The sequence below is a fragment of the Deltaproteobacteria bacterium genome (assembly GCA_005879795.1).
Lineage (GTDB): Bacteria > Desulfobacterota > Binatia > DP-6 > DP-6 > DP-6.
The window spans coordinates 1-6,454 of record VBKJ01000086.1; the positions used below are offsets into that span (position 1 = coordinate 1).

Sequence of the window (6,454 nt, forward strand, 5' to 3'; positions counted from 1 at the left end):
GGGCACGCTGCTCACCGACTACCAGCGCCGGCTGCCGGCGGAGCTCTACGCGCGCTTCGTGGCGCGCTACCGCGAGCGCCTGCTGCCCGCGCTCGAGGACACGCGCCCGTACTTCTTCACCTTCAAGCGCGTGCTCCTCTGGGCGCAGCGCTGACGGCGAGATTCACCGCCGGGCGGGGTAGAGGGGCAGGGGCTCGACCGGCATGTCGAGCGCGACCAGCTGGCCCGTGCCGGCGAGCGTCACGTAGAGCGCGCCGTCGCCGAGGCAGCAGTTCGTGGGCTCGCTCCCGGCGCCCATCTCGACGATGTCCCGCACCTCTCCGTCCGGCTCGAAGATGACCACCACGTCGCCCAGGCTGCCGGCGGCGTAGAGCCGCCCGGCGGCGTCGAAGCAGAAGCCGTCGGGGAAGCCCCGCGGCAGGGTCGCCCATACGGCTGGCGTGGCGCCGGGCTTCGCGTCCATGACCAGGATCTTCTGCGTCACGCTCTGCGCGACGTAGAGGCGGTCGTCGGGCCCGAAGGCGATGCCGTTCGGGAAGGCGGGGATCTCCGCGACCAGCTCGACGCGGCCGTCGAGCGTCGTGCGCCCGACGCGGCCTACGCCCAGGTGCTCGATGTCTTCCCAGTTGTGCGGGTCGGTGTAGTAGAGGAGGCCGTCGGGGCCGAAGCAGAGGTCGTTCGGCCGGTTCGGCGGCGCGCCGGGCAGCTCGGCGGCGACGTCGCTCAGCTCGCCCGCGAGGGTGACCCGCTGGATACGCCCGGGGATGGCGTCGGGCGCGGTCCAGCGTCCCTCGTGTCCGAGCGAGAGGCCGCCGTTGTTCGCGACGTAGAGCGCGCCGTCGGGCCCGAGCGTGGCGCCGTTGGCGCCCCCGCCGGTGCGCGCCACGCGCGTGAGCGCGCCGTCGTGCCAGAGCGAGACGCACTGGCCGCGGATCTCGGTGAAGGCGACGCGCCGGGGGCCGAGCCAGACCGGTCCCTCGGGGAACTGGAGGCCGGTGGTAAGGACGGTCCGCTTCATGGTGGGGCGAGCCTCGCAGGCACGCGGGGGCGACGTCAACCCCTTGACGCGACGTGGCCTGCCGCGTGCGTGGGGCGCGCTGCCCGCAAGCGTGAGACCGTTTGCCACACGCCCCGATGGCAGCTGGCCTAGAAATCCTGGGCCCGGCGCTGGCACCCCCCTTGCTGTTCCGGGCGCCTTGATGCGCCGCATCCTCGCGCTCTCTCTCGCCCAGCCGCTCGCGGTCCTCGGGCTCGCGGTGGCCTTCGCCATCGCCGGGGCGATCGCCTTCTGGCACCTGCCCATCGAGGCCTTCCCCGAGCTCGCCGACCCTCAGGTCCAGGTCATCACCCTCTTCCCCGGCCACGCCGCGGAGGAGGTCGAGCGGCAGGTGACGCTCCCGATCGAGCAGCAGATGAACGGGCTCCCCGGGCTCGTGCGCATGCACTCCTTCTCGCTCCTCGGCCTCTCCTTCGTCGTCCTCACCTTCGATGACGGCACCGACCTCTACTTCGCCCGCCAGCAGGTGAGCGAGCGCCTGGCGCAGGTGGACGTCCCCGAGGGCGTGAAGCCGACGCTCGGCCCGCTCTCGACCCCGACCGGCGAGATCTACCGCTACACGCTGGTCGGCGACGGTTACACGCCGATGCAGCTGCGCGAGCTCGAGGACTGGGTGATGGAGCGGCATCTGAAGCAGGTGCCGGGCGTGGCCGACGTGGTCTCCTTCGGCGGCTTCGTGAAACAGTACCAGGTACAGGTCGATCCCGGGCAGCTGCAGGCCCGCCGCGTCACGCTCCGCCAGGTGTACGAGGCGCTCGGGCGCTCGAACGCCAACGCCGGCGGCAACTACATCGAGCACGGCGAGGAGCAGTACGTGGTGCGCGGCCTCGGCACGCTCGCCGGCGCCGGCGACATCGAGCAGGTGGTGGTGGCGGCGCGCGGCGGCATCCCGATCCGCATCCGCGACCTGGCGCGCGTCACGGTCGGCGCCTTTCCCCGCCGCGGCGTGGTGACCCGCGACCGCGAGCCCGAGGCGGTCGAGGGCATCGTGCTCATGCGCCGGGGGGAGAACCCGTCCGTGGTCCTCGACGCGCTGCACGCCAAGATCGAGCAGCTGAACCACGGCATCCTCCCGCCCGGCGTCCGCGTCGACACCTTCTACGACCGCGCCCGGCTGGTGCGGCGCACGCTCACCACCGTGACGCACAACCTGGTGCTCGGCGCGCTCCTCGTCGTGCTCGTGGTGGGCGTCTTCCTGATGAGTCTCCGCGCCGCGCTGGTGGTGGCGCTCGTCATCCCGCTCTCGCTGCTCGGCTCGTTCCTCTATCTCAAGCTCCGCGGCCTCTCCGCGAACCTCCTCTCGCTGGGCGCAGTCGACTTCGGGATCATCGTCGACGGGGCGGTGATCATGGTCGAGCACGTGGCGCGGCGCCTGGCGCGGAACGGCCCGCGCCATGTCCGGGCCGTCGTGCTGGAGGCGGCCGAAGAGGTGGCGCGGCCGACGCTCTTCGCCCTCTGCATCATCATCGTCGCCTACGTCCCGATCTTCTCGCTCCAGCGCGTCGAGGGCCGCATCTTCGCGCCCATGGCGAACACGGTGTGCGCGGCGCTGGTGGCGGCGCTCGCGTTCTCGTTCACGCTGGTGCCGCTGCTCGGCTATCTCCTGCTCCGCCGCAACGCCGGGGGCGGCGAGGAGACGCCGGTCGAGCGTGCGGCGCTCGGCGCCTACCGGCCGGCGCTCGGCTGGGCCCTCGACCACCGGCGTGCGGTGCTCGGCGCGACGCTCGCCGTGCTCGCGCTCGGGCTCTGGCTGTTCGCGCGCCTCGGCACGGAGTTCCTCCCCGAATTGAACGAGGGCGCGCTCTACGTGACCTTCACGCTCCCGCCCAGCATCTCCCTGAGCGAGGCCTCGCGTGCCATGGTGCCGCGCATCACCGACCTCCTCCTCTCCTTCCCCGAGGTGAAGAGCGTGCTCAGCCAGCTGGGCGGTCCCGACGACGGCACCGACTGGTCCACGCCGAACAACCTCGAGTACTTCGTCGACCTGAGGCCGCGCGCCGCGTGGCCGCGCGGGATGACCGCCGACCGGCTGGTGACCGAGATGCGCGTGCGCCTGGCCGACATCCCGGGCATCGAGTTCAACTTCTCGCAGCCGATCAAGGACAACATCGAGGAGAACATCTCGGGCATGAACGGCCAGGTCGCGATCAAGCTGTTCGGCGACGACCTGGCCGCGATGCGGCGCGCGGCGGAGGACGTGCGGCGCGTGCTCGCGTCCGTGCCCGGCGTGGCCGATCTGGCGATCGTCCAGTCGGCCGAGTTGCCGCAGGTGCACATCGTCGTCGACCGCCAGGCGATCGCGCGCTACGGCCTCAACGTCGCCGACGTGCAGGAGGTCGTCGAGACCGCGATCGGCGGCACGGCGGCGACCTCGCTGTGGGAGGGCGAGCGGCACTTCGACGTCGTCGTCCGCCTGGCCGAGGCCTCGCGGGCGACCCTCGACCGCCTTCCCGTCATCCGGGTCGCCACGCCCGACGGCGCCCAGGTGCCGCTCGCCCAGCTCGCCCGCGTCGAGGTGGCGCCCGGCCAGGCGTCGATCACGCGCGAGGCGAACATGCGCTTCATCGGCATCCGCTGCAACGTGCACGGCCGGGACATGGGCGGCCTGGTCGCCGAGGCGCAGCGCCGGGTGGCGGCCGAGGTGAAGCTGCCGGCGAACTCGTTCCTCACCTGGGGCGGCGAGTTCGAGAACCAGCGGCGCGCCATGGCGCGCCTCGCCATCATCATCCCGGTGTCGATCGCGCTCATCCTGGCGATCCTGTTCCACACCTTCGGCTCGCTGCGCTGCGCCCTCCTCATCCTGGCGACCATTCCCTTCGCGCTGGTGGGCGGGGTCGTGGGCCTCGACCTCGCCGGGCTCAACCTGAGCGTGTCGGCGTGCATCGGCTTCATCGCGCTCATGGGGCAGGTGGTGCTGAACGGCGTGGTGCTGGTCTCACAGATCAACGCGCTGCGGGCCGAGGGCCTCGGGCTGCGCGCGGCGGTCGAAGCCGGCGCGACACGCCGCCTGCGCGCCGTCCTCATGACGGCGCTGCTCGCCGCGCTCGGCCTCCTGCCCGCCGCGCTCTCGACGCAGATCGGCTCGGAGACGCAGCGGCCGCTCGCCGTGGTGGTGATCGGCGGCCTCGTCTCGGCGACGCTCTTGACCCTGCTCGTCCTGCCCGTGCTGTACACGCTCGTCCTCTCCGGGCGCGGGGTGCGCAGCCTTCCGCGAGCGCTCGGGCGGCGCGATGATGACGCGCTCCGCGCGGCGGAGGTCGCGTGAGGGGCGCGCGCGGCCGCCGGAGCGACGCCCGGTGAGGAGGCGCTGGCGCGTGCTCGCGCTCGTGCTGGCCCTTGGCCCCGCAGCCCGCGGGGAGGACACGGTGCGTCTGACGCTCGACGAGGCGCTGGCGGAGTTGCGCCGGCAGAACCCCGAGCTGCTCGCCGGCGCGCTGCACGTGCGTGCCGCCCACGGCGACGTGGTCACCGCCGGCCTGCTGCCGAACCCGACGCTCTCGGCGGGGGTGGGCAACTTTCCCCTCGGCCGCACCAATCCGAGCGGCATCGGCGTGGGGGACACGGTCGTGTCCCAGGTCGGCCTGGAGGAGGAGATCCTGCTCCCGGGCAAGCGGGGCGCGCGCCTCGCGGCGGCCCGCCGCCGCGAAGCCGCGGCGGCGGCCGAGCGGGCGGACCTCGAGCGGCGACTCGCCTTCGAGCTGCGTGCGCGCTTCGTCGCGCTCCTCGAGGCGAGCGAGCGGCTGCGCCTGGCGCGCGAGAACCTCGAGCACTATCGCGAGACGGTGCGCGTGAGCGAGGCCCGCGCCCGCGAGGGCGACATCTCGCGCGCCGAGCTCGACAAGATCGCCCTCGAGCAGCGCGGCTTCGAGCGCGAGGTGGCGGACGCGGAGTCGGACCGCCGCGAGGCGGTGGCCGCGCTGCTCCCCCTGGTCGGTGTGGACGCGGCGGACGTGCAGCCGGTGGGCGAGCTCGCGCTCCCACCGACGCCTGCGGGCGTCGAGCAGCTGGTGAGCGAGGCGCTCGCGCGCCGCCCCGATCTCGAGGCCGCCGAGCGTGCCCGCGAGGCGGCCGAGGCGGCGCTCCGCCTGGCGCGCGCGGAGCGCTGGCCGAACCCGACCCTCGGTGTCCAGTACACGCACAGCGAGTTCCAGGTGTCGGGCGACCTCGCCGACCAGGTGGGCACGAGCGTCTCCGTGCCGCTCCCCGTCTTCAACCGGAACCAGGGCGAGATCGAGCGCGCCGAGGCCGAGGCGCTCATCGCGCGGCGCGAAGTCGAGAAGCTGCGCCTCGCGATCCCGCAGGAGGTTCGCTCGGCGGTGGCGAGCTACAGGATCGCCCGCGAGCGCGTCGAGCGCTTCGAGGGCGCCTTTCTCCGCCAGGCCGGCGAGGCGCGCCACGCGGCCGAGGTGTCGTTCCGCGAGGGCGCCGTGTCGCTGCTCGAGTTCCTCGAGGCGGAGCGGACCTGGGTGCAGACCGAGCGCGAGCATCTCGCCGGGCTCCGCGACGTGAACACCGCGGCCTTCGACGTGACGCGCGCGGCCGCGCTGGAGGTGTCCCCATGAGGCCAGGAGGCTGTCCGAGTAGTCATGTCGGCTCCGGCGAACGATCCGGGGGCTGCGAGCGGGGTGCTCGCTCCTCCCTCCTGCGGCGACCAACTCCCGGCGCGCGTCCCGCGCGCCGCACCTCGTCGGTCGTCGCTGCGCTTCCCGCTCTCGCTCCCCGGCTCGTTCGCCTCGCTCGCCATGACTACTCGGACAGACTCCTAGGCTGGATCGTCGTGCTCGCGCTGGCGGTGCTGCCGGCCTGCGGGCGCCAGGAGGCGGCCGAGACGACGGCCGCCGCCGAGCCGCGCCTCACCCCGGCGCAGCTCTCGTTCCTCAAGTTCGCGCCCGTCGCCGAGGTCGAGGCCACGAGCCTCGCCGACCTGAGCGGCACGATCGAGTTCGACGAGGAGCTCACCGCGCGTCTGGCCGCCCCGATCCGGGGGCGCGTCGTCCAGCTCCTCGTGCAAGTGGGCGACCGCGTCGAGGCCGATCAGCCGCTCGTCGCGCTCGAGAGCCCCGAGGTGAAAGCCGCGCAGGCCGAGTACGTGCGCGCCGACGCCGACCGGACGCTGGCGCGCAAGGCCGCCGAACGCGCCACGCGCCTGCGCGCCGCGCAGGCGATCGCCGAGAAGGACTATCTCCAGGCCCAGGAGGAAGCCGAGAAGGCCGCGGCGGAGTTCGAGCGCGCGCGCGCGCAGCTCGAGCGCCTGCGCGTGGCGCCCGGCGAAGCGACGAGCCGCTACCTCCTGCGCGTGCCCCTGGCCGGGACGGTCGTCGAGCGCAAGGCCCTGGTCGGCATGGAGGCGAGCGCCGAGAGCGCCGAGCCGCTGGTCGTGGTCTCCGACCTCTCGCG

4 protein-coding genes are annotated in these 6,454 nt (G+C 73.5%); 3 read left to right on the top strand and 1 reads right to left on the bottom strand.

Annotation, left to right across the window (positions count from 1 at the left end):
* Positions 1-163: 163 nt before the first annotated feature.
* Positions 164-1,303, bottom strand: a complete 1,140-nt coding sequence (locus E6J59_04505; protein ID TMB22124.1) for an SMP-30/gluconolactonase/LRE family protein — start codon at positions 1,301-1,303, stop codon at positions 164-166.
* On the opposite strand from E6J59_04505, the gene E6J59_04510 reads away from it, so the two are divergent.
* From E6J59_04510 to E6J59_04520, 3 genes are all read left to right on the top strand, one after another.
* Positions 1,200-4,322, top strand: coding sequence for an efflux RND transporter permease subunit (locus tag E6J59_04510; GenBank protein TMB22125.1), 3,123 nt, complete (start codon positions 1,200-1,202; stop codon positions 4,320-4,322). The two genes, E6J59_04505 and E6J59_04510, sit on opposite strands and share 104 nt — an antisense overlap.
* On the top strand, positions 4,288-5,619 hold the full coding sequence (locus E6J59_04515; protein TMB22126.1) for a TolC family protein: 1,332 nt from the start codon (positions 4,288-4,290) through the stop codon (positions 5,617-5,619). Before E6J59_04510 ends, E6J59_04515 begins: the two co-directional genes overlap by 35 nt.
* Positions 5,616-6,454: efflux RND transporter periplasmic adaptor subunit (locus E6J59_04520; GenBank protein ID TMB22127.1), on the top strand; the 839-nt coding region annotated here is incomplete at its 3' end. The genes E6J59_04515 and E6J59_04520, both read left to right, overlap by 4 nt.